Annotated in this window: 25 protein-coding genes and 1 other RNA gene; 20 read left to right on the top strand and 6 right to left on the bottom strand. The window is 41.5% G+C overall.

Features of this window, described 5'->3' with window-relative positions; all coding sequences use genetic code 11:
- Positions 1–118: 118 nt before the first annotated feature.
- The 3 genes from nrdF to nrdH all read right to left on the bottom strand — a co-directional run bounded on the left by nrdF (position 119) and on the right by nrdH (position 3,584).
- Entirely contained in the window at positions 119–1,075 is a 957-nt protein-coding gene (nrdF, locus tag YK48G_RS13185; RefSeq protein ID WP_203631168.1) for a class 1b ribonucleoside-diphosphate reductase subunit beta, read from the bottom strand.
- Positions 1,076–1,085: 10 nt separating this feature from the next.
- On the bottom strand, positions 1,086–3,251 hold the full coding sequence (gene nrdE, locus YK48G_RS13180; protein ID WP_203631167.1) for a class 1b ribonucleoside-diphosphate reductase subunit alpha: 2,166 nt from the start codon (positions 3,249–3,251) through the stop codon (positions 1,086–1,088).
- A gap of 102 nt (positions 3,252–3,353) precedes the next feature.
- The gene (gene nrdH / locus YK48G_RS13175) at positions 3,354–3,584 is read right to left on the bottom strand and encodes a glutaredoxin-like protein NrdH (RefSeq protein WP_203631166.1); all 231 of its coding nucleotides are present in this window, start codon (positions 3,582–3,584) and stop codon (positions 3,354–3,356) included.
- A gap of 159 nt (positions 3,585–3,743) precedes the next feature.
- Here nrdH and YK48G_RS13170 point away from each other — a divergent pair, with 159 nt between their 5' ends.
- The 16 genes from YK48G_RS13170 to tsaD all read left to right on the top strand — a co-directional run bounded on the left by YK48G_RS13170 (position 3,744) and on the right by tsaD (position 14,809).
- On the top strand, positions 3,744–4,352 hold the full coding sequence (locus YK48G_RS13170; RefSeq protein WP_203631165.1) for a class I SAM-dependent methyltransferase: 609 nt from the start codon (positions 3,744–3,746) through the stop codon (positions 4,350–4,352).
- A gap of 9 nt (positions 4,353–4,361) precedes the next feature.
- Complete coding sequence (gene tadA, locus YK48G_RS13165) at positions 4,362–4,829, top strand: tRNA adenosine(34) deaminase TadA (RefSeq protein ID WP_203631164.1); 468 nt, start codon at positions 4,362–4,364, stop codon at positions 4,827–4,829.
- Positions 4,830–4,880: 51 nt separating this feature from the next.
- Positions 4,881–4,967: signal recognition particle sRNA small type (gene ffs / locus YK48G_RS13160), an RNA gene on the top strand.
- A gap of 246 nt (positions 4,968–5,213) precedes the next feature.
- On the top strand, positions 5,214–6,995 hold the full coding sequence (gene dnaX / locus YK48G_RS13155; RefSeq protein WP_203631163.1) for a DNA polymerase III subunit gamma/tau: 1,782 nt from the start codon (positions 5,214–5,216) through the stop codon (positions 6,993–6,995).
- A gap of 15 nt (positions 6,996–7,010) precedes the next feature.
- Positions 7,011–7,322 (top strand): YbaB/EbfC family nucleoid-associated protein, encoded by a 312-nt coding sequence (locus YK48G_RS13150; protein ID WP_203631223.1) that lies wholly within the window; start codon positions 7,011–7,013, stop codon positions 7,320–7,322.
- A 22-nt stretch (positions 7,323–7,344) separates the two neighbouring features.
- Complete coding sequence (gene recR, locus YK48G_RS13145) at positions 7,345–7,944, top strand: recombination mediator RecR (RefSeq protein WP_203631162.1); 600 nt, start codon at positions 7,345–7,347, stop codon at positions 7,942–7,944.
- A gap of 14 nt (positions 7,945–7,958) precedes the next feature.
- On the top strand, positions 7,959–8,225 hold the full coding sequence (locus YK48G_RS13140; RefSeq protein ID WP_203631161.1) for a YaaL family protein: 267 nt from the start codon (positions 7,959–7,961) through the stop codon (positions 8,223–8,225).
- A 202-nt stretch (positions 8,226–8,427) separates the two neighbouring features.
- Positions 8,428–9,069 (top strand): dTMP kinase, encoded by a 642-nt coding sequence (gene tmk / locus YK48G_RS13135; protein WP_203631160.1) that lies wholly within the window; start codon positions 8,428–8,430, stop codon positions 9,067–9,069.
- 13 nt (positions 9,070–9,082) lie between these two features.
- Entirely contained in the window at positions 9,083–9,409 is a 327-nt protein-coding gene (gene darA / locus YK48G_RS13130; protein ID WP_203631159.1) for a cyclic di-AMP receptor DarA, read from the top strand.
- Between the two features lie 11 nt (positions 9,410–9,420).
- Positions 9,421–10,431, top strand: coding sequence for a DNA polymerase III subunit delta' (gene holB, locus YK48G_RS13125; protein ID WP_203631158.1), 1,011 nt, complete (start codon positions 9,421–9,423; stop codon positions 10,429–10,431).
- Positions 10,432–10,452: 21 nt separating this feature from the next.
- Positions 10,453–10,785, top strand: coding sequence for a DNA replication initiation control protein YabA (locus tag YK48G_RS13120; protein ID WP_203631157.1), 333 nt, complete (start codon positions 10,453–10,455; stop codon positions 10,783–10,785).
- Between the two features lie 9 nt (positions 10,786–10,794).
- Positions 10,795–11,670: a 16S rRNA (cytidine(1402)-2'-O)-methyltransferase gene (rsmI, locus tag YK48G_RS13115; RefSeq protein ID WP_203631156.1), complete on the top strand. Its 876-nt coding sequence runs from the start codon at positions 10,795–10,797 to the stop codon at positions 11,668–11,670.
- Between the two features lie 18 nt (positions 11,671–11,688).
- On the top strand, positions 11,689–12,468 hold the full coding sequence (locus YK48G_RS13110; RefSeq protein WP_203631155.1) for an acyl-[acyl-carrier-protein] thioesterase: 780 nt from the start codon (positions 11,689–11,691) through the stop codon (positions 12,466–12,468).
- A complete protein-coding gene (gene tsaB, locus YK48G_RS13105) occupies positions 12,465–13,190 on the top strand; it encodes a tRNA (adenosine(37)-N6)-threonylcarbamoyltransferase complex dimerization subunit type 1 TsaB (protein ID WP_203631154.1) in 726 nt (241 codons plus the stop codon). The genes YK48G_RS13110 and tsaB overlap by 4 nt, the downstream gene beginning before the upstream one ends.
- On the top strand, positions 13,174–13,749 hold the full coding sequence (gene rimI / locus YK48G_RS13100) for a ribosomal protein S18-alanine N-acetyltransferase (protein ID WP_203631153.1): 576 nt from the start codon (positions 13,174–13,176) through the stop codon (positions 13,747–13,749). Before tsaB ends, rimI begins: the two co-directional genes overlap by 17 nt.
- Before the next feature lie 16 nt (positions 13,750–13,765).
- Positions 13,766–14,809 (top strand): tRNA (adenosine(37)-N6)-threonylcarbamoyltransferase complex transferase subunit TsaD, encoded by a 1,044-nt coding sequence (gene tsaD / locus YK48G_RS13095; RefSeq protein ID WP_203631152.1) that lies wholly within the window; start codon positions 13,766–13,768, stop codon positions 14,807–14,809.
- 171 nt (positions 14,810–14,980) lie between these two features.
- Here tsaD and YK48G_RS13090 read toward each other — a convergent pair whose 3' ends face one another.
- Complete coding sequence (locus YK48G_RS13090) at positions 14,981–16,939, bottom strand: ABC-F family ATP-binding cassette domain-containing protein (RefSeq protein ID WP_232365383.1); 1,959 nt, start codon at positions 16,937–16,939, stop codon at positions 14,981–14,983.
- Positions 16,940–17,122: 183 nt separating this feature from the next.
- Between YK48G_RS13090 and YK48G_RS13085 the strand changes: the two genes are divergently transcribed.
- The 4 genes from YK48G_RS13085 to kimA all read left to right on the top strand — a co-directional run bounded on the left by YK48G_RS13085 (position 17,123) and on the right by kimA (position 22,241).
- Positions 17,123–17,755 (top strand): redox-sensing transcriptional repressor Rex, encoded by a 633-nt coding sequence (locus YK48G_RS13085; protein ID WP_203631150.1) that lies wholly within the window; start codon positions 17,123–17,125, stop codon positions 17,753–17,755.
- Positions 17,756–18,003: 248 nt separating this feature from the next.
- A complete protein-coding gene (gene groES / locus YK48G_RS13080; protein WP_172633913.1) occupies positions 18,004–18,288 on the top strand; it encodes a co-chaperone GroES in 285 nt (94 codons plus the stop codon).
- A gap of 71 nt (positions 18,289–18,359) precedes the next feature.
- Positions 18,360–19,982, top strand: a complete 1,623-nt coding sequence (gene groL, locus YK48G_RS13075) for a chaperonin GroEL (protein WP_203631149.1) — start codon at positions 18,360–18,362, stop codon at positions 19,980–19,982.
- 417 nt (positions 19,983–20,399) lie between these two features.
- Complete coding sequence (gene kimA / locus YK48G_RS13070) at positions 20,400–22,241, top strand: potassium transporter KimA (RefSeq protein WP_203631148.1); 1,842 nt, start codon at positions 20,400–20,402, stop codon at positions 22,239–22,241.
- Between the two features lie 193 nt (positions 22,242–22,434).
- Here the strand turns inward: kimA and lrgB are convergent, their stop codons facing one another.
- Both lrgB and YK48G_RS13060 read right to left on the bottom strand, forming a co-directional pair.
- Positions 22,435–23,184: an antiholin-like protein LrgB gene (gene lrgB, locus YK48G_RS13065; RefSeq protein WP_203631147.1), complete on the bottom strand. Its 750-nt coding sequence runs from the start codon at positions 23,182–23,184 to the stop codon at positions 22,435–22,437.
- A 12-nt stretch (positions 23,185–23,196) separates the two neighbouring features.
- On the bottom strand, positions 23,197–23,637 hold the full coding sequence (locus YK48G_RS13060) for a CidA/LrgA family protein (RefSeq protein ID WP_203631146.1): 441 nt from the start codon (positions 23,635–23,637) through the stop codon (positions 23,197–23,199).
- Positions 23,638–23,821 lie beyond the last annotated feature (184 nt).

Genomic DNA, 23,821 nt, shown 5'->3' with positions numbered 1-23,821 from the left:
CGGTCGAAAAAGTTAAATGACAAAAGGCTTGATGAGCAACACATTAATGTGCCGTTCGTCAAGCCTTTTTCATTAGCAAATTATCTGGCTGGTCAGCTTAAGATGAGTTAGCTAACGTTTAAATATCATAGTCACTGTCATTCATCGATTCAACGTTGCCCAACAAATAACCGTTCCCAACTTGAGAGAAGAAATCATGATTAGCAGTCGACGTTGAAATGCCATTCATAACAATCGGATTAACATCTTCTGCGGTATCGGGGAAGAGCGGGTCTTGCCCAAGATTCATTAAGGCTTTATTTGCGTTATAGCGAATAAAAATTAAAACGTCTTCCGTCCAGCCAATTTGGTCATACAAGAGATGGGTATACTTCTCTTCGTTAGCATATAGCTTATAGAGCAAATCGTACAGCCAATTTTTGAGGTCTTCTTGCTTGCCCTTAGCAAGTTGGTTAAAGCCAATTTGGAACTTGTAGCCAATGTACGTGCCATGGACGGATTCATCTCTTAGAATTAGTTTGATAATTTCAGCTACGTTTGGAATTTTATTATGTCCAAGGTACCAAAGCGGGGTGTAGAAGCCAGAGTAGAACAAGAAGGTCTCTAAGAACACACTCGCAATTTTTTTCTTCAACGGGTCCGGTTCATTTACATAAATATCATGAATCTTGAGGGCCTTATTCTGAAGAAATTCTTCCGTGTCACTCCAATCAAAGATTTCGTCAATTTGCTCAGGTGTATTTAAAGTTGAAAAAATTGACGAATAGCTCTTGGCGTGCACGGACTCCATAAATTGGATATTGTTCAAGACGGCCGTTTCGTGTTGCGTTCGGACATCCTTTCGAAGCGATGCCATGCCTTCTTGTGACTGCAGCGTGTCTAGGAGCGTTAAGCCACCAAAGACGTGGCCGACTACCCACTGATGATCTTCGTTTAGGGTTCGCCAATCTGACAAGTCATTTGATAGCGGGATTCTGGTATCCAGCCAAAATTGCTCCGTTAATTTTTCCCAAGTTGCTTTATCAATTTGATCATCAATCGCGTTCCAATTAATTGCTTTATAATTTTCAGTCATCATTCTCCCCCTAGATAACGCAGCTTTCACATTGATTGGAGCCAACTTCTTGTTGGTCGTCCGTGAAAGTTCGGATGTAATATATTGATTTTACACCTTTTTTGTAAGCATAGTTCCTTAAAATGTTTAAATCACGAGTTGTCATCTTATCAGTCCGACCATCTTTCCATTCGTACAGCCCACTTGGGATGGTTGAACGTAAAAATAGGGTTAATGCCATTCCCTGATCGATGTGTTCTTGGGCAGCGGCATAGATGTCGATCACCTTTCGCATATCCATATCATAAGCGGAAGTGTAATAAGGAATCGTGTCATTTGATAGATAAGGGGCCGGATAATAAATTTTGCCAATTTTTGACTCTTGGCGTTCTTCAATTCGGTTAATGATCGGGTGCAAGCTGGCAGTCGTATCGTTGATGTACGAAATCGAGCCATTAGGGGCAACTGCCAAACGATTTTGATGGTAGAGGCCGTATTGCATAACAGCTTGCTTTAACGCTTCCCAATCGGCTTTGGTTGGGATCATGTCATCAGAAAAGAGTGCCTTGACTTTATCAGACTTTGGCGCATAGGACTTTTCCAAATATTTATCAAAATAGCTGCCATCCGCGTACTTACTTTTATCAAAGTTATCAAAAACTTGATGACGTTCCTTGGCAATCTTATTAGAAGCAACCAAGCTCCAATAATTTAAAAGCATAAAGTAGATGCTGGTAAATTCAATTGATTCTGCTGAACCGTAGTACATATGGTGTTTAGCAAAAAAGCTGTGCAGACCCATGGCCCCTAAGCCGATCGAATGGGACTCGTGATTACCTTTTTGAATTGAAGGGACGACGTCAATGTTGGAGTGGTCTGTTACAAAGGTCAATGCTCTAACCATCGTTTCAATAGAATGACCAAAGTCAGCCGCGTTCATCATATTGTTAATGTTAGTGGAACCCAAATTACAAGAAATATCTTTGCCTAATTTGATGTAATGCTGTTGGTTATCAACCGTTGCTGGTGTTTGAACCTGCAGGATTTCTGAACAAAGATTGCTCATGACGATCTTGCCGTCAATTGGGTTAGCCCGATTAGCGGTATCAATGTTAATAATATAAGGGTAGCCGGATTCTTGCTGTAGCTTACTGATTTCTGTTTCTAGGTCGCGGGCCTTAATCTTGGTTTTCTTGATCTTGTCATTGGCAACCAACTTGTCGTATTCTTTAGTGATGTCCACGTAAGAAAATGGTTCGCCATATTCGCGTTCGACATCGTAAGGACTAAATAAGTACATATCGGCGTTTGCTTTGATTAACTCGTAAAATTTGTCTGGAACAGTCACACCTAATGAAAGGGTCTTTAGGCGGATCTTCTCATCAGCATTTTCTTTTTTGGCACCCAAAAAAGAAATGATATCTGGATGGAAAACGGATAAGTAGACGACGCCGGCACCTTGGCGCTGGCCGAGCTGATTGGAATAAGAAAAGCTATCTTCAAGCAACTTCATGACGGGGACAACCCCTGAAGCGGCCCCTTCGATGTGCTTAATTGGATCGCCGGCGGCCCGCAAATTGGATAAATTGATGCCAACCCCACCGCCAATTCTCGATAGCTGCAAAGCAGAATTGATGGTTCGGCCAATTGTGTTCATGTCGTCAGTTGTCTGAATTAAAAAGCAGGAGACAAACTCGCCGCGATTTTGCCTACCAGCATTTAGAAATGAGGGTGTTGCCGGCTGGTAACGCTGGTGGATGATTTCATCTGCTAGATTCATGGCTAAGCTTTCATCGCCGTCCGCAAAGTAGAGGGCATTTGCCGCGACGCGATCTAAGAAAGTTTCTAGGTAGGCATCATTGTCGTTGGTTTTTAAAGCGTACTGGGCATAAAATTTGTAGGCAGCCATAAATGATTTAAAATGAAAGTTTTGGTTTTGAAGATAATCATAAAGTTTCTCAATAAAGCCAAAATCATATTGATCAATAAAGCCCTTTTCGTAATAATGATTGTTGATTAAGTAGTCGAATCGCTCTTGAAGCGAGTCAAATTTGACTAGATTGGGGGAGACGTTCTTATCTAAGAATGCTTGTAAAGCCTCCTGATCCTTTTGAAGCGGAATTTGCCCGTTAACCGGGATGTTAATCTCGTTATTTAAATCAAAATACGAGGTGTCCGTTAAGTGATGAAGTGACATGTTTGAACCACACTTTCTTTAATTTTGGGAATAAAATAAGCGAGACCAAATGTGGTTTCGCCCATAAGTGATGAAATCTATATGGTAAAATGGATAAAGTGATCAACCGGCGATGGATTGAAGCTGATCAGGTCTAAAGCCACTAAAGGCTTGCTTGCCATCGACATCGACGACGGGAACGGCCATAAAACCACGTTTCTTAAGATAATCAATATATTGTGGCTGCTCGTTAATGTTATGTTCTTCAAACGCAACGTTATGTTCGGTAAGGTAACGCTTTGTCATTTTGCACTGCATGCAATTGTTTTTAGAGTACAACGTAATTTTTGCCATCTTTATCATCTTCCCCTTTTTGCTCGTTTTTACTTGATGCTTATAGTTTACACTAATTGAGAGAAAAATCAACGATAAGAACACAATATATTGTGATTTTAAACTGACCATCCACTAAATATGGGATGCAATTTAAAATGATAGAATAGGAGTTAAAAAATGAGCGACAATCAATTTTACTACTCAAAGAATCCGGATGTCCAATCGAATCCAACGACTTGGCATTTTACATTGTTAAAAAACAACTTAACGTTTACTTCTGACAACGGTGTGTTTTCTAAACATACGGTCGATTATGGCACTCGGGTATTGGTGCACAATCTGAATTACGATCAATTGCCAGTAGGTAAAATCTTGGATTTGGGAACCGGCTACGGCCCTATCGGAATCGCAATTGCCAAAGCGTTTCCTGATCGGCTTGTTGATATGGTGGATGTCAATGAATTGGCTTTGGCACTAGCGAAAAAAAACGCCCATGATAATCAGGTTGACAATGTCAATATTTTTTCCAGCGATGTTTACGCGGCCGTGGTTGATCAATACGCAGCCATTGTGACAAATCCACCCGTTAGAGCAGGTAAGAAAGTTGTTGACGCAATGATTACTGGCGCGCTGGCTCACCTTGTTGCTAACGGGGTCCTAACCGTTGTCTTACAAAAAAAACAGGGGGCGCCCTCGGCCAAAAAGTTGATGACAACCGTTTTTGGTAATTGTGACATTTTAAAACGGGATAAGGGTTATTATATTTTACAGAGCATTAAAAAGTGAGGGAAGCTAATGGCAAGTAAAAACGATCACCAATTTATGCGGGCAGCACTTGTGGAGGCCCAAAAAGCTTTCGTCATTGGTGAAGTTCCCATTGGTGCCGTAGTCGTTTCCGACGGTCGAATCATTGGCCGTGGCCATAATTTGCGAGAACACCTCAATGATGGCGTTGCTCACGCCGAAATCATGGCCATTGAAGAAGCTTGTGCCACCATGAATTCTTGGCGGCTTGTTGATTGTGACTTGTATGTGACAATTGAACCCTGCTTAATGTGTGCCGGGGCAATCATCAACTCAAGGCTTAAAACCGTTTATTTTGGTGCCCGGGATCCCAAAGCAGGTGCGGTTCGAAGCCTTTACCAAGTTTTGGAAGATCCCCGGCTGAATCATCAGATTGAAGTTTTTGAAGGGGTGTTAAAAGCCCAATCAGCTCAAATCATGAAGGACTTTTTTCGGGCGGCTCGAAAAAGAAAAAAGTAAAATAGACTGGCATTTTTTAGTGAAGTAAGTTATGATGGATATTGCCGCAAGGCCCTGAGACAAGGGTCGGGTTACGAACTGTGTCAGGTCCGGAAGGAAGCAGCACTAAGTATCATCGACCTTGTGTCTCTTGATTATGAACTTTAAACTCTCAGCAAATCTGCTGGGAGTATTTTTTTTATCAATTTAAAGATGCGCGAAGGAATTATTAATATAAAGAAGTTTTTGGAACTAAGTTTGGGCCAGCCATCGGGTGACCACTTGCGAAATTTAATGAAAATCGCTTATTATTTATATTGGCATTATTCCGTGTTTCATCATATAATTATTGAGACGTTTTTAATTGAACGATTTTTGAAATGGCGCTTTTTGGAGGGTTTAGTAATGAGCTATCAAGCTTTATATCGGGTATGGCGGCCACAACGGTTTGATGAAATTGTGGGCCAGTCAATCATTACACGAACGTTAAAAAATGCCTTGATTACTAAACAAATTAGTCATGCGTATTTGTTCACTGGTCCCCGGGGAACCGGCAAAACCTCTGCTGCCAAGATTTTTGCCAAAGCAGTTAACTGCCACTACTTAAAAGACGGCGAACCTTGCAATCAATGTGAGACTTGTAAAGCCATTAACGAAGGCAGCTTAAACGATGTCATTGAAATTGATGCCGCTTCAAACAACGGGGTCGAAGAAATTCGGGATATTCGTGATAAGGCCAAGTATGCGCCAACCCAAGCGGATTACAAAGTCTACATCATTGATGAAGTTCATATGTTGTCAACCGGGGCTTTTAATGCCTTGCTGAAAACTTTAGAGGAGCCACCGGCAAACGTTATTTTTATTTTGGCAACCACCGAACCTCATAAGATCCCAGCAACGATTATCTCTCGGACTCAGAAATTCGATTTTAAACGGATTAAGCCAACCGATATTTTGGAGCGAATGGCTTACATTCTGCAGCAAAAACACGTTGATTATGACGATCGGGCGCTGAAGTTAATTGCCAAGGCGGCAGAAGGTGGGATGCGGGATGCGTTAAGCATCTTGGATCAAGCAATGTCGTATGGTGACAATCAAATCACATATGAAAATGCGTTGTTGGTCACAGGAAGCGTCACCAATGAATTATTGACCAAATATATGCAGCAAGTGCACCAGCAAGATACTAAGAATGCATTATTAACGGTTCAAAAGATTCTTGATGAAGGCAAGGATGCAAGCCGATTTGTTGAAGACCTGACCAGCTATTGCCAAGACGTGCTTTTGTACCAGCAAGATCCGCAAATGGTTGAGGAAATGGAATTAGGGGTTATCGACGATGAGTTTAAGCAGATTAGTACGGAAATTAGTGATAGTGATATCTATCAAATCATCAACGAACTAAATGACATTTCAAATTCTTTGCGGTATACGGCTCATCCAGATGTTTATCTGGAAGTTTTAACGGTTAAGATTACCCACCTTGATGAAAAAAAGCCTGCAGCGACGACAATCCAAACGGCCGCTCAACAAGCAGTTCCGGCACCAAATGTTGAGCGGACAATCCAGCAGCTCACTAATCAGGTCAATCAACTGCAAGAAGAAATTGATACGCTAAAAAAATCGACAACCAACGCCATGCCGAAAAGCTCAGCTTCTGCTGATTCAGCAGCGACAAAGCCATTGGCAAGAACTAAGGCAACTGTAGCTGAACACGTTGAATTGGCCAAGATTTATCCAATCTTGGGCTCGGCAACTAGGAAACAATTAAATCAGTTTAAAGAAGTTTGGCCCGATTTGATGAACACGCTGACCGTGACGCAACGGGCGGTAATGCATGTATCAAAGCCGGTTGCTGCGAGTGCCAAAGGGGTAATCGTGTCGTTTGATTATGCGTTCTTATACCAAAAAGCTCAAGGCGATACAGAGTTAAGGGATGCCCTAGAGAATAATTTGGATCGTATTGTGGGGAAAACACCAGAAATTGTGTTTGTCCCGGAAAACCAATGGCCCCAAATTAGAAAAGACTACTTGGCAAACCACAAGGATCAGCTTGCCAGTTCCAAGAAGGCGGGGCAAGATGCTGACCCAAAAGCTGATGAAAGTGCCGGAAGCGATGAACCGCCTATCGTTAAAAAGGCAGCGGAATTGTTTGGTAAAGAAATTTTAGATATTAAAAATGACTAATTGGAGGACTTAATGATGATGAATGGTATGAATCGAAACAATATGATTAAGCAAATGAAAAAAATGCAAAAGCAGTTGACCGAAGAACAGGAAAACTTAAAGCAACAGGCATTTACTGGGGTTGCGCCAGATGATATGGTTAAAGTGACTTTTAATGGCGATCGAAAGATGACCGATATCCAAATTAAGCCGGAAGCCATCGACCCTGACGACCCGGAAATGTTGGCTGATCTGGTCTTGGCGGCGGTTAATGATGGCTTAGCAAACGTTGAAAAGGCAACGCAGGAAACGCTTGGCAAGTATACCAAGGGCCTTCCGGGAATGTAATTGGAATTGAGAAGGGAAAAGTATGCAATATCCGGAACCAATCGCAAAGTTAATTGATAGCTACATGAAATTACCGGGGATCGGCAACAAAACCGCAACTCGGCTGGCTTTTTATACGGTTGATATGAACGAAACAGATGTTAAAGGATTTGCTGACGCACTAGTCGCTACCAAAAAAGATCTTCACTACTGTTCGATTTGCGGCAACCTAACCGATGAGGACCCTTGCGAAATTTGTCGAGATAAAAGTCGGGATCAGTCAACAATCCTAGTGGTTGAGGAGCCAAAGGACGTCATGGTGATGGAGCGGGTTCAAGAATATCACGGTCTTTACCATGTCCTCCATGGGGTTTTATCACCAATTGAAGGCAAAGGACCAGAAGATTTGAATATTAGTTCGCTCATTAAACGATTGCAGCAAAATAAAGCTGTCAAAGAAGTGATTGTAGCCACTAATGCAACTCCCGAAGGTGAAGCGACGGCAATGTACTTAAGTAAACTAATTAAACCAGCCGGTATTAAGGTTACCCGATTAGCTCACGGATTATCTGTCGGTTCCGATATTGAGTACGCTGATGAAGTGACGTTATTCAAGGCAGTTCAGGGTCGAACCGAAATCTAGTGAGGGGGGACATGATGTTTTTTAGTAGATGGAAACGGCGTGATATCAAAGCCGATTATGACGAGCGGCTACTTGAGCTGATTAATAATTTAAAGGAAGAATGGGATCATGCGGCCCAGACACAAAATGCGGTTGCGGATAGTGACATTGAGATGGAACAAGAAACTGCATTAGCTCGGCAAAAGTATTTCTTCATATACAAAGAAGCTCGAATTAGAAAAATTAAAAATAATCAAATTCAGCCATCAGTAATTAGCTATGACCGAGACGATTTTGAATGAGGTCATTTGAAATTAACGGTGGTTGAGCCTCGTTAACTGGCAGAGTGACTCATAATGAATTTTAGTATCGAAACAATGACGTTTTTGTTGTCATGGTTTATCGGTTTCTAAAACAAATTATTAATCGCTCTTTTCTTTTGAAATAGACAGGCTAAACAACATATCGTACAATTAATATAATTATAGAAGTGAGGGAATCGGTTTGAATGGTAAATTTATAACGTTTGAAGGTCCAGATGGTGCTGGCAAGACATCTGTTATGAACGAGGTGGTTGGCCCGTTTAAACAGCAGCTTGGCGATCGTTTGCTGGTTACCAGGGAACCCGGTGGCAATAAAATTTCTGAAGAGATTCGCCACGTTATTTTGGATCGTCAAAATACGGAAATGGATTATCGGACCGAAGCATTATTGTACGCGGCAGCGAGGAGACAACACCTTGTTGAAACGATTCTACCAGCCTTAAATGCCGGTAAACTGGTTCTTTGCGACCGTTATGTGGACAGTTCGGTTGCGTATCAAGGAGCTGGGCGACAGATTGGCATGAAACAAGTCTACCGTATGAATGAATTTGCGACTGAGAAACGATTGCCGAACAAAACAATTTATTTTGATATTCCTGTTGAAGTGGGCTTAACTCGAATTGCCAAGCACAGGGATAGCACCCAAATCGATCGCTTGGATGTTGAGACCACCGAATTTCATAAGCGGGTTCATCAAGGGTACATGGCAATTAGAAAGAAAAATGCTGAGCGGTTTGTCACAATTGATGCTACTCAGCCATTTGAACGAGTCGTGGCAGATACGATTAATGTGATTCGACAAATTGCTAGTGAGTATTTTTAAGGAGAGTTAAGTTATGAGATTAGTAATCGCAATTGTCCAAGATAAAGATGCCAATAAACTACGTTCCGTATTTGTTGCCCACGATATTATCGCAACCCGATTTTCGACTACCGGTAGCTTTTTGCGTTCGGGCAATACAACTTATTTAGTTGCAATTGATGATGAAAAAGTTGACTTGGTTTTGAGCTTGATCAAAGAGACCTGTTCTGCGCGTCAGCAATTCATGACGCCGCCGGTTAGTTTGAATGGTGATACGGCTGAGCACACATTTCCAATTGAAGTCCAAGTTGGCGGGGCAACTGTGATGGTTCTGCCAATCGATCAATTTCACCAATTTTAGAAGGGACTTTCATGGCAGAAAATATCGTAGAAGTTGCCAAACAAAAGCAACCGCAGCTGTTTCACCAGTTCATGTCATTAGTTGCTAACAATGAATTGTCTCATGCCTATTTATTAACGGGTGAAGACGGAGCTGGCCAATTTGCTGTGGCAATGGCCGTTGCGATGCGACTGTTTTGTACGCATGTGGTCGATGGGGTTGCTTGTGGACAATGTCCAGAATGTGTACGGATTATGCACCATGATCACCCTGATGTTGTCTTGACAGCTCCTGATGGTCAAAGCATTAAGGTTGACCAAATTCGCCACGTCAAAAGTGAATTTACTAAGAGCGCGGTGGAAGGGGCCAAGAAAGTTTTTATTATTTCTGAAGCCGAAAAAATGACCACTGGGGCAGCTAATAGTTTGCTCAAATTTATTGAGGAACCCGTTGGCAATGTGGTGACGTTTCTTATCAGCAAAAATCGGCATCTCATTTTGCCAACCATTATCTCCAGAACGCAAGTTGTCGAATTTCCGAGCTTAAGTAAGCCGCAAATGATTGCTGAATTGAAACAGGATGGGATTTTACCCAGCCAAATCAATTTACTGATGGCGATTACGAATAGTCGAAGCGAAGTCGATCAACTACTTAAGGATGATTGGTTCGGGCAAATGCAACAGGCAATTGCCAAGTGGTTTAGTTATTTAGCCAGCGGTAATTTAATGGCAGTCCCATTCATTCAAATGACGATAATGCCGATTGTTGGTAGCAAAGACCAGCAGCGAGTGGTTTTAACAATGATCATTAGCCTTTTTGAAGATGTTTTGGAATTAAAATATGGTACCCTGGCAAAGGATGATTTAAAGTATCCGGCCATTATTGATCAAATGCAAAAAGCAGCGACAAATTGGCAAAGTGGCCAATTAATCACGATGTTGGATGAAGTGCTGGCGATGAACAACAGTATGGCCGTGAATGTTAATTTTCAAGGAATCGTTGAGTCAATGACACTGAAGATATTGAAGATTGCCAAATCGTAATTGGCGAAAGGTGATAAAATCGTGGATTCTCAAAGCTTATATGACGAACTAAAAGAGATGGATACTCGGCTAAGTGATACGGCGGCCAATTTTTCTCATTTGCATGAAGCGTTGATTGAATTGATGGAAAAAAACGCCGAGTTGGAAATTGAAAATCAGCATTTGCGGGAACGAGTAACCGAGATCACGAATAAAGTTGGCCAAAATTCACCTCAATTATCTAAATCTCGAAAGAACTTGGAGAAACTATACAATGAAGGCTTCCACGTTTGCAACGAATATTATGGTAAACGGCGTGAAAATGATGAGGACTGTATTTTTTGTACTGATATTATTTATGGTCGTCGAGATTAGGGGAGAATCGTGGAAACACAAAAAAGTTTTGACGCAACAACTCAATATGGCACGCTGTATTTAGTGCCGACGCCTATCGGCAATTTGGCGGATATGACTTATCGGGCGGTGGAAATTCTTAAAACTGTTGATTTAATTGCTGCTGAAGACACGCGGAATACGCAGAAACTTTTGAATCACTTTGGGGTTGAAACCAAGCAGATTAGTTTTCATGAGCATAATACAGCCCAGCGGATTCCCGAATTGGTTGCCAAACTTAAGCAAGGAGTTTCCATTGCGCAGGTAAGCGATGCCGGCATGCCCTCGATTAGTGATCCCGGTCATGAACTCGTCGTGGCTTGTATTCACCAATCAATTAAGGTGGTGCCACTTCCTGGGGCGAATGCCGGTATAACGGCGTTAATTGCTTCTGGTATTTTGCCGCAGCCATTTTATTTTTATGGTTTCTTATCTCGCAAGCCTAAGGAGCAGCGCGAAGAATTAGGTCATTTACAAAATCGACCTGAGACGCTCATTTTTTACGAGGCCCCTCATCGATTGAAGAAAACGCTCAAGGAACTAATTGAACAATTCGGCCCAGATCGGCAAGTCGCGCTCTGCCGGGAACTGACTAAAAAGCATGAAGAATTTATTCGTGGCGATTTGGCAGCCGTGTTTGAATGGGCCAATTCTGTCGAAATTCGAGGAGAATTTGTTATTATAGTGGCAGGTAATCACAATCCGAAAAGTGATGGTCAAGATCCTTTGGCGGGAATGACGATGAGCCAGCAAGTTGATTTTCATATTAAGAATGGTTTGAAAGTTAACGAAGCAATTAAGCGAGTTGCCAAGGATCACCATTTAAGAAAACAAGTTGTTTATAATGAGTACCATGATATTAAGTAAATGAAAGAAGAAGTGCCCATGGCAGCAAAGCAATTTAGTGAAACCCATACCATTCCGTTTTATGAGTGTGATGTGAACAATCGAATTACGATTCCAATGCTGATTAATGTGCTCATCTTGGCTTCTGAGCATCAAAATGAGCAACTGGGAGTCGATCAGACAACGCTGATTGACCGCTATGGAATTGGTTGGGTCGTGATTTCATATTCGATTAAGATTAACCAATTGCCAACTAATAATTCAACTGTCAAAATGACGACCAAGGGAACTTCTTATAACCGTTATTTTGCTTATCGGGAATTTTGGCTGCATGATCAGGCTGGTAATGAATTAGTTAAGGTTGAGAGCATTTGGGTGTTGATGAATGAACAAACCCGAAAGATTACATCGATGTCAGATGACATTATTGCGCCGTACGAGTCAAAAAAAGTCAAACGAGTCCCACGATTGCCTCGGCCAGAAATTATTAAGGATTTGGCCAAGGCAGACGCTAAGCAGTATCAGGTTCGGGTGAGCGACATTGATTTTAACGGTCACGTTAACAACTCGGTTTATTTGGAGTGGATGCTGGATGCACTGCCGATGTCCTTTTTAGGCCGCTATATACCTCGTCAAATTGATATTCGTTTTGACAACGAGGTTAAGTATGGCAATCTGGTGACCAGTTCCGTGGTTGTTGATTCAACGGATCGTGATAGAATTAAAACGATTCACGAAATTACCACCGGTGATGAGATTTCTGCCAGTGCCACGTTTATTTGGAATCAAATTAATGTAGAAGGTAGTCAACAATCATGAAAATTTTAGCGATCGATACTTCCAACCGACCCCTTTCGGTTGCAGTGATGGATGACGATCATTTGTTAGCAGAGACAACGATGACAACCCACCGAAAGCATGCCGAATTTTTAATGCCTGTAATAGAAGATTTGGTCAAAAAAGCAGCTCTCAGTCCGAATGACTTGGACCGAGTAGTCGTTGCTGGGGGACCAGGTTCTTACACAGGAATTAGAATGGCAACAACAGCGGCAAAAACAATTGCGGCAACCCTATCAATTGATTTAACGATGGTTTCCAGTTTATTAACGCTTTGCTTAAATGTCTCGATGCCAGTCGGGTTAATTAACCCCATCTTTGATGCACGTAATGAGAATATCTTTACCGGTTTATATCGCTTCGATAATCAAGGCAAACTGGTGTCAGTTATTGAAGACCAACATACTAATTTGACTGACTGGCTAACCCAACTTAAGCAATATACCGAAAAAATCACAATTATTGGTGATACGGACGCTTTTGAAGCGAAGATGAGGTCAGCATTACCTAATCGATTAGTAGTTGCTGATCAATTAGCAGACATTCCAAGCGCTGCTCGATTAGGCATTTATGGTCGAAATATCACACCGGTAGCTAACGTTGACAGTGTTGTTCCAAGATATTTGCGACTTACAAAGGCAGAAGCCGATTGGAAAAAAAGTCATCCGAATGAGGATACGCAGAACTATGTTGAGAAAATTTAAGAGCTGGTTTAACAAAAATTTTTATAATAAAGAGGCCCAACTGCGGCAACGATATTTGGACATTAAAAACCACGATGTGGAAATTAACGGTACCAAGTATTTTTTAGCCAAGGCAATGATTCCAGACATCCCAGAAATCTTAGGAATTGAACGGGCAGTGTATGGCGGTCAAACGCCGTGGGATGATCGGGCCTTTCGAAGCGAACTTATGAGAAAGAACGATCGCTTGTATTTAGTGTTGCGTCGAAACGATTGGCTAGTGGCATTTATCGGCTGTTCTTTGAATGAACATACCAAAGACTGTCATATTACGAACGTTGCGGTGGCTCCTAATTTTCAAAATCATGGTCTGGGTTATTTCTTGGTGACAACAATCATCAAAAAGGCTCGGCAAATGACTTTTGATAAAGTAACTTTGGAAGTTCGGGTTAGTAATACGCGCGCTCAAAAGTTATACCGGGATATTGGATTTGTCGATAATGGTCTAAAAAAAGATTATTACTATAATGACCGAGAAGACGCGTTAAATATGATCTTGGATATTACGAAGATTGGTTGACCTTGAGAGAAATGAGATGAAATCAGTGTCTAGAGACTTAATACTTTCTTTTGAAAGCAGTTGTGATGAAACTTCCGTAGCAGTAATCGAAAATGGTGATACCATTTTGTCTAATGTTGTGGCGACACAAATTAAGAGCCACCAGCGATTTGGTGGGGTGGTTCCCGAAGTTGCTAGTCGCCATCATATTGAACAAATAACGAGTTGTATTAAGGATGCTTTAACCCAAGCAGAAGTTGACTATGATGATCTATCGGCGGTCGCTGTTACTTATGGCCCAGGATTGGTCGGGGCGTTATTAATTGGTATTACAGCTGCCAAGGCGGTTGCTTGGGCCCATCAGTTGCCATTGATTCCAGTTAACCATTTGGCCGGCCATATCTATGCTGCTCAGCTGGTGGCACCAATTGAATTTCCCGCGATGGCATTGGTCGTTTCTGGGGGCCATACCGAATTAGTGTATATGCCGGTCGAAAATAAGTTTGAAATTATTGGTGAAACTAGAGACGATGCCGCTGGCGAAGCTTATGATAAAATTGGCCGGGTTTTAGGAATTAACTATCCGGCGGGTAAGCCCGTTGACGAGCTGGCGCACCGTGGTCAGGATACTTTTAATTTTCCACGAGCAATGGATCACGACGATAACTTTGACTTTAGCTTTAGTGGTCTTAAAAGTGCTTTTATCAATACGGTTCATCATGCTGATCAAATTCATGAACAACTAAATAAAGCAGATCTGGCGGCTAGTTTTCAACAAGCAGTTATTGACGTGTTGTCAGACAAAACTGTTCGAGCGCTGCGAGAATTTCCCGTCAAGCAGCTTATTTTGGCTGGCGGGGTGGCAGCAAATAAGGGGCTTAGGGACCGGCTTACTCATGATATTCAACGATTTACAAATACCAAGCTAGAACTGGTGCCACTCTCGCTTTGTGGTGACAATGCTGCAATGATTGGGGCAGCAGGCGAGATGCTTTATCGCCATGACGTTCGTGCCGATGCTCGTTTAAACGCGGATCCAGGCTTGGAATTTGAATGGTTAAAACAACCCCAGCAAAATTAACCAATGACGCGTATCTAAAAATAGGGATCAGTTAACGAAGCAAAATGAGATGCTTCATTAACTGATCCCTATTTTTGGATACTAAGTCGAAACAACGACCGTAGCCTGGTCAACGATTAATACGCCTTTCAATAACTATAGCCCCGATTGAGAATTACCCTTTCGAATAGTTTAGTCGTTTAAATCTTCTAATTGAAGGCTTTTTTCTTCCCAATCAGTTTCGGTGGCCTTAATTTGTTCATTAATGGTTTCTAATTGCTGTTGGAGTTTTTGGAGTTTGTCCATATCGTTAAATATTTCCGGTTGGGTCATCTTGGTCTCAATTTGTTCTTTGGATTGGGATAATTGGTCTAGTTGCGCTTCTAGTTGATCAACTTGTCTGGCAAGTTTTCGGTGTTGCTTTTGCTCTGCCTTATTGAGCTGATAGGTCTTTTTATCAGATGTGACTGGAGCTGCTTCTTTCGGGGTTGGATTCTCAGCTTGCTGAATTTCGGCCGCATGTTCTTTAATGGCAATCAGCTCTTCTTTTTTAGCCACGTAATAATCATAATTACCTAAGTAAGACTGGGTACCAGTTTTTGACAATTCGATAACGGAAGTGGCAATTTTGTTGATAAAGTAGCGATCGTGAGAGACGAACAAAATCGTGCCATCAAAGTGATTGAGGGCTTGTTCGAGGACTTCACGGCTATCAATATCCAAATGGTTAGTTGGTTCATCAAGAACTAAGAAATTATTGTGTTGCATGGCCAATTTCGTTAATAACAAGCGGGCCTTTTCACCACCAGAAAGGTCGTGAACGAGCTTAGTCACATCGTCGCCAGAAAATAAGAAGCTGCCTAAAATACTGCGAATATCGCCCTCAGGGGTTGTTGGATGGTCGTCCCACAGTTCGTTGAGAACCGATTTTTCGGCGTGCAAGGAAGCTTGCTCTTGATCGTAATAGCCGGTGTCGACGCCGGTTCCAAACTGTGCGCTTCCTTTAATAAAGGGGATAATACCTAAAATGCTTTTTAGCAGCGTTGATTTGCCAACACCGTTTGGCCCAACGATCGCAATTGCTTGGTTGCGCTTAATGTCCAAGTTGACGGGTTCTGAAAGAATCGTTGTATAACCGACAGCGGCATCAGCAACTTTAAGGACATTATTGCCACTCTTTGATTTGGGGGTAAATTTGAAACGAGCAGTTTTGGCATCACCAGTTGGTTTGTCAAGCCGCTTCATTTTTTCGAGTTGCTTTCTTCGCGCTTGAGCCTGCTTAGTGGTGGATGCTCGGACAATGTTTTTATCGACAAAGGTTTGCAACTTCTCAATTTGAGCTTGTTGTTTATCGTATGCGCGCCATTGCTGAGAAAGCTGCTGATCCTTTTCACGCGTATAATCCGTGTAGTTACCAGTAAAATGTTGTAGTGTCCCATTAGCCAATTCATAAACTTCCGTGACAATCCGGTCAAGAAAGTAGCGGTCGTGGGAAATAATCAATAAGGCCCCACGATAATTTTGAATATAGCCTTCCAACCAAGTGATGGTTTCAACGTCTAAATGATTAGTTGGTTCATCCAAAATGAGCAAATCCGGCTTCTCCAATAATAACTTGGCAAGCGCCAATTGCGTTTTCTGCCCACCGGAAAGCTCGCTGATGGGGCGCCCATAGTCAGCCTCTCCAAAGCCAAATCCATGTAACACTCCTCGAATTTCGGCGTCGTAGCCGTAGCCATTATGTTGCTCAAAGTCGGCTCGGATATGGTCGTATTGAGAAGAAATTTGTGCATAGGCTTCTGAGTTCGGGTCAAGCGTTGTTGAGCTCATCTGTTCTTCTAAATCATGGATTTTTTGTTCCTGCTGTTTTAATTTAGCAAAAACAGTGGCCATTTCAGCGTAAATTGGTTGATCCGAATCTAATCCTGTATCTTGTGCCAAGTAGCCGATTGATAGATTCTTTTTTTCACTGACTTGGCCGCCATCAACGGATTGTTCACCGATAATCATTTTGACTAAAGTTGATTTGCCGGCACCGTTTCGCCCGACAAGCGCGATTCGACTTTTTTCTTGAATGGCCATGTTAACGCCTGAGAAAATTGTTTCACCATTAAACCGTTTGGTTAAATCTTGGGCTTGTAAAATTATCAAATGATTGGCCACCTTTCTAAAATTCACATCACATAATTTTATCATATTCTGTCAGCTAACAATAATAGATTACAAAGATTAATTGAAATACATTTCACAAGATGGCAGGATATGGTAGAATAATAAATAAAGACAAGTTCACAAAGTAGTAGATTTTAAATGACGCACCAATAGGAGGAAATTTTGACAGCTGAAAACATTCCAAAAGCAACCGCAAAACGATTGCCAATTTATTATCGATATTTAAACATCCTACATGACACCGGCAAACAACGGATTTCTTCTACCGAATTGGCAGAAGCTGTTCAAGTTGATTCCGCTACAATTCGTCGCGACTTTTCATATTTTGGCGCATTGGGCAAACGTGGCTATGGGTACGATGTTGATAGTTTATTAAACTTTTTCAAGCAAATCTTGAATCAGGAACACTTAACAAACGTTGCCTTGATTGGAGTTGGTAACTTAGGTCATGCCTTGCTAAACTTTAATTTTCACAAGGATAGTAACGTTCGAATTTCAGCGGCTTTTGATACGAATCAAGACATTGTGAATACAGTTGAAGACGGCGTTCCTGTATACCCGATTTCCCAGCTGGCTGATCAGTTGCGTGAGCAGCAGATCCAAGTTGTGATTTTGACCGTACCGTCAAGTGCTGCTCAAGAAGTTGCTGCTGATGCGGTTGCCGGCGGTGTAAAGGGAATTTTAAATTTTACGCCAATCCGGCTTTCCGTACCCGATAAGGTATTAGTTCAAAATGTTGATTTAACAAATGAATTGCAGACGCTTATTTACTTTATTGATAATTTCAGTAACTAATGTTGATTGAGCTTGATTCAGCCAAAAACGCTTAATCTCGCCCCACTAAGGGAGGAGACTAGGCGTTTTTTGGTTCGCTGGCAAGTCAAAATTAATAGCGGTCTGTTTTGGACATGGCACACTTCACAATAAATTCGAAGAAGTCCTTGCAATTAGTCGGAAAAAATAATATATTATAAGCAGTGATTAGCACTTTTGTCATTCAAGTGCTAATGATGCTAAAAAATGTTGTAAATGGAGGGACTAACGTGTTAAAACCATTAGGTGATCGCGTCATTATCGAAACAGAGAAGGAAGAAGAAAAATCGGTTGGCGGTATTGTTTTAGCAGATAACGCTAAAAAGAAGCCCCAAGCTGGCACGGTTGTTGCCGTGGGCGATGGCCGGGTTCTAGATAATGGCCAAAAAGTTGCCCCAGTTGTTAAAAAGGGCGACAAGGTGATGTTCGATAAGTACGCAGGGACTGAGATTGAGGACAACGATGAGTCCTATCTAGTTTTGCATGAAAAAGATATTGTGGCAATTGTTGAATAATCTTTTTCGGCATCATCAGCATCATTATTTCTATAATAAATCAAAAATAAATTTTTGAGGTGAAATTTGTAATGGCTAAACAAGTTAAGTTTTCTGAAGATGCCCGCGGCGCAATGCTCAAGGGTGTTGATAAATTAGCAGATACAGTAAAAGCAACGTTAGGTCCTAAAGGTCGAAACGTTGTTTTGGAACAATCAGCAGGGAATCCAACCATCACCAATGATGGGGTTACGATTGCCAAGGCAATTGAGTTGCCAGATCATTTTGAAAATATGGGGGCTAAGCTCGTTTCTGAAGTTGCTTCAAAGACGAACGACGTTGCCGGTGATGGAACGACTACCGCAACCGTTTTGACTCAAGCGATTGTTAATGAAGGTATGAAGAACGTGACTGCTGGGGCTAACCCAGTTGGAATCCGTCGCGGAATTGAAAAAGCAACGAAGGCTGCCGTTGATGGTTTGCACAAGATGTCACACGATGTTAAGACCAAGGATGATATTGCACAAATTGCATCCATTTCATCAGCTAACACGGAAGTTGGTAGCTTGATTGCTGACGCAATGGAAAAAGTTGGTCATGATGGTGTCATTACCATTGAAGAATCTCGTGGAGTTGAAACCAGTTTGGATGTTGTTGAAGGGATGCAATTTGATCGTGGTTACATGTCACAATACATGGTAACCGATAACGACAAAATGGAAGCTGACCTTGATAATCCATACATTTTGGTAACGGATAAGAAGATCACTAACATTCAAGATATTCTGCCATTACTTCAAAAGATTGTTGAACAGGGTCGTTCATTGTTAATCATTGCCGATGATATTGGCGGTGAAGCATTACCAACTCTTGTATTAAACAAGATGCGAGGCACTTTTAATGTTGTTGCTGTAAAGGCACCTGGTTTTGGTGATCGTCGTAAGGATCAACTTCAAGATATTGCCATCTTAACTGGGGCAACCGTCATTACTGATGACCTTGGATTGAACTTGAAGGATGCAACCATTGATCAATTAGGTCAAGCTAACAAGATTAACGTTACAAAGGATTCTACTACGATCGTTGATGGCTCCGGTGATAAAGAGCAAATTAGTCAACGAGTTTCAGAAATTAAAACACAGATTGAAAAGACAACTTCAGACTTTGACCGTGACAAGCTAAAGGAACGACTAGCTAAATTGTCCGGTGGTGTCGCTGTTGTTCGAGTTGGTGCCGCTACTGAAACTGAATTAAAGGAAAAGAAGTATCGAATTGAAGATGCTTTGAATGCAACTCGAGCTGCCGTTGAAGAAGGTTTTGTTCCTGGTGGTGGAACTGCATTGATTAATGTAATTCCGGCACTTGACGGCCTTGATAAGGACGCAGAAGGCGATGAGCAGACCGGTATCAACATTGTTCGGCGAGCACTTGAAGAGCCAGTTCGTCAAATTGCCGAAAATGCTGGTGTTGAAGGTTCAGTTATCGTTGAACAGCTCAAAGGTGAAAAAGCTGGTGTTGGTTACAACGCTGCTAATGGTAACTTTGAAGATATGATTAACGATGGGATCGTTGACCCTACCAAAGTTACGCGTTCAGCGCTTCAAAATGCCGCTTCTGTTTCAGCTTTGTTGTTGACAACTGAAGCTGTGGTTGCTGATGAACCAAAGGAAGATACGCCAGCTGCACCAATGCCAAACCCTGGAATGGGCATGTAAGCTAAATAATTATTAAGTTTGATAGTCACTAGTTAATTCAAAAGGCTATGGGTGAAGGGATTTTTGCTCATGGTCTTTTTGTTTGGTTCGTTGTTAGGTGATTGGCGCGTCAGCATTACGATTGAGTGAGTAGATGGTAATTGCGGCGTTAACTGTTTTGCGTAATGATTTGAATTATTTTGGCAGAGGTGTTATAGTCTCAAACTACTGGGAAATGCCCTTTAAGAGGAGTAACGTTTCATTAAGCTGGTCTTAGCTGACCCTAAAATTCTGGCTTGTCGGGTTGCTTCTTGTGTTGTATGGTGTATTTGTGTGCGATTTAATACTGTATAACAAGACTTGTTTTTGCTACCAAGAAGGACTATTATTTTATGGTTCACTACGAATGGTAGATTTATATAAAAGGAGTAACTATTTATGTGGCGATATTTAAAACGGTTTTTAATTGGAAAACCGCTAAAAACCACTGATGAGGGCGGCCAAGCTCTGACAAAGTTTAAGGCATTGGCACTACTATCTTCCGATGCGCTATCGTCAGTGGCATATGGTACCGAGCAAATTACAACAATCTTGATTACATTGTCTGCTGCAGCCTTGATGTACCAAATTTGGGTTGCGGCACTTGTTTTGATACTATTGGCTGCAATTACGCTGTCTTATCAACAAATCATTCATGCTTATCCGTCGGGTGGTGGCGCTTATGTCGTTGCGAGTACTAATTGGGGTGAGCGAGCTGGCTTAATTGCCGGTGGTTCCTTGTTGGTTGACTATATGCTAACGGTTGCCGTATCAACAACATCAGCAACCGAAGCGATTACGTCCGCAATTCCATCACTGTATTCTCACCAAGTGTTAATTTCTTGTTTAATTGTTGCAGGAATTATGCTGCTTAATTTACGAGGAATTCGAGAATCGGCTTCTTTTTTAACGCTGCCGGTTTATCTATTCATTGTGATGATTATCGCGATGGTCATTTACGGCGGCTATAACATTTCGGTTGGTAACATTCAGTATCATGCTGCTGCCCAAATTGGCGCGCCTGTTGAGGGAATGACGTTAATTCTGTTCTTCCGAGCGTTTTCATCTGGTTCGTCTTCTTTGACTGGTGTGGAAGCAATTAGTAATGCAGTCCCGAATTTTAAGACGCCAAAAAGTAAGAATGCTTCAGCAACTCTAGCGATTATGGCTACTATTTTGGCATGCTTCTTTGGCGGCATTACTTACCTAAGTTACTATATGGGGATTGTTCCTAACGGTCATGAAACGGTGCTTTCTCAAATTGGAGTTAACGTTTTTGGTCATGGCATTGTTTATTATATTTTGCAGTTGTCGACCGCTATGATTTTGGCGGTTGCCGCCAATACCGGATTTTCTGCATTTCCGATCTTGGCTTACAATTTAGCTCGAGATAAATTCTTGCCGCATGCCTACTTGGATAAAGGTGATCGATTAGGATATTCTAACGGGATTATTTCGTTAGCAGTTGGGGCAATTGTCCTGATTGGTATCTTCGGTGGGAAAACGAATGCGTTGATTCCACTTTACGCCGTTGGGGTTTTTATTCCATTTACACTGTCTCAATCGGGAATGATTATTCATTGGTACCATCATCGAGGCAAAAATTGGCAGTTAAAATCAGTGATTAATTTTACCGGGGCCTTTATTTCGCTGGCCTTGGTAACCTGTTTGTTCTTGTTACGGTTTCCTAATGTGTGGCCTTATTTGATTGTGATGCCGGTCTTGATTCATATTTTCTACCGAATTAATCGCCACTACAAGCGGGTTGCCGAGCAATTACGGGTTGTTGAAGATAATACGGAAATTACCACGACCCATCATTTTGATGGGTCAACGGTGGTTGTGTTAGTAGGTGGCGTTACTCGGGTAACAGCTAACGCGATTAGCTATGCGCAGTCCATTGGCGATTACGTCATTGCGATGCATGTATCGTTTGATTCTAATCCTGAAAAGGAACATAAAACGTCAGAAGAATTTAAAAAGGAATTTCCGGATGTCCGTTTTGTGGATATTCACTCTTCTTATCGTTCAATTGCTCAGCCTACGTTGCGGTTTTGTGATGTTATTGCAAAGCGGGCTGCCGACCGGAATTATTCAACGACTGTTTTGGTACCGCAATTTGTTCCAAGACATCGTTGGGAAAATATTTTGCATAACCAAACAAGTTTGCGGCTGCGAACGATTTTAAATTCACGGCAAAACATTATTATTTCAACGTACAACTATCATTTGCGTGAGTAATGATTACGTGATTAAAATAACTTTAGGTAAAGGATGCTTTAACCTTAATGTTTAACAAAGAAGCCAATCATTTCCGGTTTTTGGAATGATTGGCTTCTTTGTTTAGCGCATGGATTGCAATTTAATTCAAGCATCAGTCATAATCTGGGATGCTGCACTTGCAGTAGGGATGCTTGTTTTATCCTAGCGGCAATTATTGACTAATCCCTAAAAGATTTGTAAATAATGGGACTACCAAGTCAACTACGATCGAAATCAAAACGAAGGCAACCGAAGCCATTGAACCGGGGATTGACCCTAATTGAATGGCTTTAGCTGAACCAACGGCGTGGCCAGCTGATCCTAAACTCAAGCCTTGGCTGATTGGTTCATTTAATCGAAACGCTTTTAATAAAAAGGTTGCTAAAGCGTAAATAATGACCGCGTTGACAATACAAGCCATCGCAGTAATTGCTGGGTTGCCACCAATTGCTTCTGCGATTGGCATTGCAATGGCAGTAGTAGCTGCTTGTGGCAGTAACGATGCAATGCCAGCGTCATGGATCCCGAATAATTTACAGATTAAGTAAATACAATATAGAGCGATTAGCAAGCCAATTGTTAATGACAAAATAATCTCCAACCAAAAACGTTTTATGAGATCATTTCGCTTATATAATGGCACTGCAAACGCAATTGTTGCCGGGGTTAAAAACCAAAATAAAAGATCACCACCGGGTTTATAAGTATGGCGATACAACCAGGCAACGTCAACTTTTAAAGAATGCGCCATCAGCCAAAGAACAAAAATTCCCAAAACCATTCCGACAAATAACGGCTGGAATAAGAAGAATCCGTTCGTCACTCGAAATAACCACTCGCCAATTAGATAAACAATAATTGACAAGCAGATGCCAAAAATTGGCGTGCCCAAGTATTCAATAATGCTCTGCTCAGTCATCATGTCCACCGCCCATCAAACTTCTTCAACGGAGACGTCCCGATGAAAGATGAGTCGTTTTAGCCAAATAAAAAACGTGGCGGTGTAAGCAATGACGACTAAAAGAATAATTGTAGAAATCACAATGATGGTGATCAACTGCAAGCCTTGATTTTTTAAAATGTCCAGCGATGTTGCTAGTTGAATACCAGAAGGAACAAATAGAAATGAGATGAACCCAATCATAAAATCGGCAAAGCGTTCAACCCACTCTAGCTTGACAAGGTGAGTGACTAACAGTAAATAAAGAATGATTAAGCCAATCACTGGTGCTGGAACGGGAAACGCTTTTGGAAATAAGGGTGAAATTAAACTTGCTGCAAATAAAATCACAGAAAAGCTGCCCATTTGGCCCAAAATGGGCAGCTCATTTTTAATTTCAGCGGAAGATTGTGTATGGATTATTTTATTTTTCATGAATAAAACTCCTTTAAATTGTGAATTCTGTTTTTAAAGGACACCCATATCTTACTCTTTAAGTATAATTGGTTTTGTGAATCAAGGCAACGCTATTTTGAATCACCCGGATGTTTGTGATTAGTTGAATATCTTAAAACGACTTGAACTTGATTAATCGAGAATTGATCAATTAAAGCTGGCT

It is taken from the genome of Lentilactobacillus fungorum (assembly GCF_016860605.1).
GTDB lineage: Bacteria > Bacillota > Bacilli > Lactobacillales > Lactobacillaceae > Lentilactobacillus > Lentilactobacillus fungorum.
Note: the sequence above shows the minus strand (reverse complement) of the source record. Positions and strands in the feature narration are given on the sequence as shown.

What these genes read in the sequence shown, in the direction of transcription:
- nrdF (WP_203631168.1), bottom strand. Translation starts at nt 1,075, where the DNA reads ATGACTGAAAATTATAAAGCAATTAATTGGAACGCGATTGATGATCAA.
- nrdE (WP_203631167.1), bottom strand. Translation starts at nt 3,251, where the DNA reads ATGTCACTTCATCACTTAACGGACACCTCGTATTTTGATTTAAATAAC.
- nrdH (WP_203631166.1), bottom strand. Translation starts at nt 3,584, where the DNA reads ATGGCAAAAATTACGTTGTACTCTAAAAACAATTGCATGCAGTGCAAA.
- YK48G_RS13170 (WP_203631165.1), top strand. Translation starts at nt 3,744, where the DNA reads ATGAGCGACAATCAATTTTACTACTCAAAGAATCCGGATGTCCAATCG.
- tadA (WP_203631164.1), top strand. Translation starts at nt 4,362, where the DNA reads ATGGCAAGTAAAAACGATCACCAATTTATGCGGGCAGCACTTGTGGAG.
- dnaX (WP_203631163.1), top strand. Translation starts at nt 5,214, where the DNA reads ATGAGCTATCAAGCTTTATATCGGGTATGGCGGCCACAACGGTTTGAT.
- YK48G_RS13150 (WP_203631223.1), top strand. Translation starts at nt 7,011, where the DNA reads ATGATGAATGGTATGAATCGAAACAATATGATTAAGCAAATGAAAAAA.
- recR (WP_203631162.1), top strand. Translation starts at nt 7,345, where the DNA reads ATGCAATATCCGGAACCAATCGCAAAGTTAATTGATAGCTACATGAAA.
- YK48G_RS13140 (WP_203631161.1), top strand. Translation starts at nt 7,959, where the DNA reads ATGTTTTTTAGTAGATGGAAACGGCGTGATATCAAAGCCGATTATGAC.
- darA (WP_203631159.1), top strand. Translation starts at nt 9,083, where the DNA reads ATGAGATTAGTAATCGCAATTGTCCAAGATAAAGATGCCAATAAACTA.
- holB (WP_203631158.1), top strand. Translation starts at nt 9,421, where the DNA reads ATGGCAGAAAATATCGTAGAAGTTGCCAAACAAAAGCAACCGCAGCTG.
- YK48G_RS13110 (WP_203631155.1), top strand. Translation starts at nt 11,689, where the DNA reads ATGGCAGCAAAGCAATTTAGTGAAACCCATACCATTCCGTTTTATGAG.
- tsaB (WP_203631154.1), top strand. Translation starts at nt 12,465, where the DNA reads ATGAAAATTTTAGCGATCGATACTTCCAACCGACCCCTTTCGGTTGCA.
- rimI (WP_203631153.1), top strand. Translation starts at nt 13,174, where the DNA reads ATGTTGAGAAAATTTAAGAGCTGGTTTAACAAAAATTTTTATAATAAA.
- tsaD (WP_203631152.1), top strand. Translation starts at nt 13,766, where the DNA reads ATGAAATCAGTGTCTAGAGACTTAATACTTTCTTTTGAAAGCAGTTGT.
- groL (WP_203631149.1), top strand. Translation starts at nt 18,360, where the DNA reads ATGGCTAAACAAGTTAAGTTTTCTGAAGATGCCCGCGGCGCAATGCTC.
- kimA (WP_203631148.1), top strand. Translation starts at nt 20,400, where the DNA reads ATGTGGCGATATTTAAAACGGTTTTTAATTGGAAAACCGCTAAAAACC.
- lrgB (WP_203631147.1), bottom strand. Translation starts at nt 23,184, where the DNA reads ATGATGACTGAGCAGAGCATTATTGAATACTTGGGCACGCCAATTTTT.
- YK48G_RS13060 (WP_203631146.1), bottom strand. Translation starts at nt 23,637, where the DNA reads ATGAAAAATAAAATAATCCATACACAATCTTCCGCTGAAATTAAAAAT.